General features: G+C 34.5%; 4 protein-coding genes. All 4 read left to right on the forward strand.

Going from position 1 to position 3,056, the window contains the following annotated elements; translation table 11 throughout:
- Positions 1-374 precede the first annotated feature (374 nt).
- A complete protein-coding gene (locus tag AACS98_RS19650) occupies positions 375-1,190 on the forward strand; it encodes a hypothetical protein (RefSeq protein ID WP_066382971.1) in 816 nt (271 codons plus the stop codon).
- Between the two features lie 17 nt (positions 1,191-1,207).
- On the forward strand, positions 1,208-2,017 hold the full coding sequence (locus tag AACS98_RS19655; protein WP_198161166.1) for a nucleotide-binding protein: 810 nt from the start codon (positions 1,208-1,210) through the stop codon (positions 2,015-2,017).
- Between the two features lie 22 nt (positions 2,018-2,039).
- Complete coding sequence (locus AACS98_RS19660) at positions 2,040-2,732, forward strand: ATP-binding protein (RefSeq protein WP_066382974.1); 693 nt, start codon at positions 2,040-2,042, stop codon at positions 2,730-2,732.
- A gap of 11 nt (positions 2,733-2,743) precedes the next feature.
- The coding region (locus AACS98_RS19665) for a DUF6753 family protein (RefSeq protein ID WP_339373726.1) at positions 2,744-3,056 on the forward strand (313 nt) is incomplete at its 3' end.

Raw genomic sequence — 3,056 nt, forward strand, 5'->3', positions numbered from 1 at the left:
GCCCTCCCGCCACGCCAGTTGCTCTACGACGGAGACCGTCAAGACCGCACTGGCGCAAAATTCGTAAAGTCATGATTCTAGCGTCTTTCTTTGCGTCTACTCTGCGAGTTCCGCTTGCGGTATGCGCCTACCCTTCGGGTTCCGCTTTAGCGGTATGCGTGAGGCAGAAAAATATTTATGCAAGAGGTCTAATTTCCGTTTTGGCAGGGTGTTGGTTAAGGCTTGGAACCACCAACAATGCAGTCTGATCACCACAACTTGTCTAAATTAGCAATAGTAAGAAAGTATGAAATGAAGATCGTAAATTAGTTGATTTCTTTTAAGGGGTGAAATATGCCATATTGATACGCAAATTCAGAGAAGGAATTTGTGGAATGGTGGAAATATGGTATCCGATGGAATTTGAACATCCATCGGGAGAGAAGGTGCGAGTAATAAATGCTCCAGACCGAGTAGAGTTATTGGCAGAGGACGTAGGGAAAATATTAAAAATAGATTGGGAAACAGAGCAATATGATGTAGAAAAGACGCAACGATATATTGCGACAGAAAAAGGACTAATCAAAGTTGAAACAATGTGTGCTGTATCTATATTCTCGTTAGAGAAATATATAGATGCCAATTTGGTAAAAAGGTTTGCACACTGGGTAAGGGCTAATATTGTTGCCAAGATAAAAAATAATATTTTTACACCTTATCCAGCAATATATGAATTTAAAAGTATTAATTTTACATCGAGAGAATCTGTACTGAATTACATAATGAAACGAAGCCAAAAAGAAGTGCAAACAGAAGTGGTTGATATGTACGTTAGTTTCATTTGTAAAGCAATACCTTTATCAATGTATTCGCCAGTGGTAATAGACAGCAAAAAAGAACAATCAAGAAATAAATATCTACAAATAGTAAATAATCTAGTTAATGAAGCAAATAGATATGAAAATCTGTATCACAATTTAGTGTTGTCTGATATCAATAAAAATTTATTAACAGCACAGGAATTAGATTTAGCAGTATTTGTGTCTCTCAAAAGACTGTATCCAAGAAATGTACAAATGGAGGTAATAAGGCAAGGGCTAATCACGCAAGCCATAAATTCTGTTGATACAGAAATATTTGAAGAAATAGATGGTGTCAGTAATTTTTATTTGATGCTGTTGGAATATTTTGCTTATGAAGTAATTGCATAGTTATGGGAAGAAGAAAAATGACAATACAAGAAAAGACTTATTCTCGGAGATTGGTAATAGTGACAGGAGATAAAGGAGGAGTAGGAAAGAGTACATTTGCGAGAGGGTTGTTGCAAGTGTATCTGGATGAAAAAAAAGAATTTATAGCGTTTGATGCAGATACATCTAATCCACAAATCAAAAGATTTTATGGAGATGAATGTAAGATTGAACCACTAAACATATTTAAAAAAGGAGAAATTGATACACACTTTATGGAAAGACTGGGGAAATATATCGAACCACCAGAAAAAATTGAAAATAATGAAGGAGGGGAAAAAGTAGAAGAATTTTTTATGCCAAAGTCATTATTTCTACTAGAGTTACCACCACAATCTAGCAATATTTTAAAAGATTTCTTTAAGAGAATGAAGTTTTTGGAGACTATTAAAAATGCTTATAATATGCGGACAACGATGGTAGTAGTAATTAGCCGCACAATTGATTCAGTAAATCAATTCGTAGATTTGTATAATTCTTGTGGAAATCATGTGGATTATGTGGTGGTAAAGAATTACTTTTTTGGTGAAGAACAAGATTTTCGTAGATATAATAATTCTCCGGCACTTAAAGAAATTAAAAATGATACAGAAAAGAGCAAATATATCCGGGAAATATCAATGCCAGAGTTGATTGAACACGCCTATGATTATCTTGACGAAAATAGCTTAACTTTTGCAAAGGGGATAGAACAGAACAAAAGGATTGCCGTCAAAGGTAGAGTAGGGGCATGGATGGATGAATTCAAAGAATCAATTAACCCTGTGAAGCATTTATTAGGTTGGTGAGTTGGCAAATAAGCGAATAATAATGGCTGTAGGTGATTCTGGTGTAGGGAAGTCTACAGTCTGCAAACTATTGATAGATTTACTGTATTCTCAAGGAAAAACAGTAAAAGCCTACAACCATGATAATTTCCAAAAACTACAGGCTTACAGTAATTTAATTACTGTAGAGAGATTAGATTTCTTTAGAAGTGAAATTGACCAAGTATTAGAAGATTTTACGAATCAGCAACTTGATGTAATTATTGTGGATATGCCTGGGAAGTGTATAGATAAAATATGTAATTTAATTAGTAAATCCCAGATGTTTAAATTATCGGCTGATTTGAACTGGAAAATAACGTTTATTCAGCCCATAACACATAAATTAGATTGTTTGCAATATATGGAGAGTCTTTTAGAGTTTTCTAAACATCAAGCTGATTATATAGTAGTAAAAAACCAACACTTTGATAATCGCTTCAAGAACTACCAGAGTAATATGCAAGATAAATTGTATTTAGTAGGTGGTGTAGATTTAAGTTTAACTAAATTACACACTGACCATTATGAAGCAATGGAAAGGGCAAATAAACCTTACTCGCAGATACGGAATGAGAAATCGATATATATTGTGTACCGTTCATACATATATCGTTGGATACAAAATTTCAATCAATTAATTTTAAATAATCCAGTAGCTAGTAATTACCTGGGGTTAACGATTGCTGATTTTTAGAAGGAGAAAGTATGGTAAATTCGGAAGAGTTAATACAGGGATATTCAGAATCAGAGAAAGCGAAGATTCGGGAATTATCGGTGAATTCTGGGATTTCGCCAGATGACCCAATGTTTCAGATCATGCTGACGTTGGGACGATACGAAGAAACAATGATAGAAATCCCAGCGCGAATGGAAGCAATGGTAGAAGCGTGGGCAGTTCTCATTGATAGAAAACTAGAGAAAACAAGTAAAACTACACAGTCAATGCACTATGCAGTGGTATCTGAATCTGTAAGAGAAGTATTAAGAGAAGAATTACCAAACTTAGAAACAAAAAAAT

Origin of the sequence: Anabaena sp. CA = ATCC 33047, from assembly GCF_963870205.1 — a bacterium.
Classification (GTDB): domain Bacteria; phylum Cyanobacteriota; class Cyanobacteriia; order Cyanobacteriales; family Nostocaceae; genus Trichormus.

Coding starts and splice junctions, on each gene's coding strand:
- AACS98_RS19650 (WP_066382971.1), top strand. CDS start 375: ATGGTGGAAATATGGTATCCGATGGAATTTGAACATCCATCGGGAGAG.
- AACS98_RS19655 (WP_198161166.1), top strand. CDS start 1,208: ATGACAATACAAGAAAAGACTTATTCTCGGAGATTGGTAATAGTGACA.
- AACS98_RS19660 (WP_066382974.1), top strand. CDS start 2,040: ATGGCTGTAGGTGATTCTGGTGTAGGGAAGTCTACAGTCTGCAAACTA.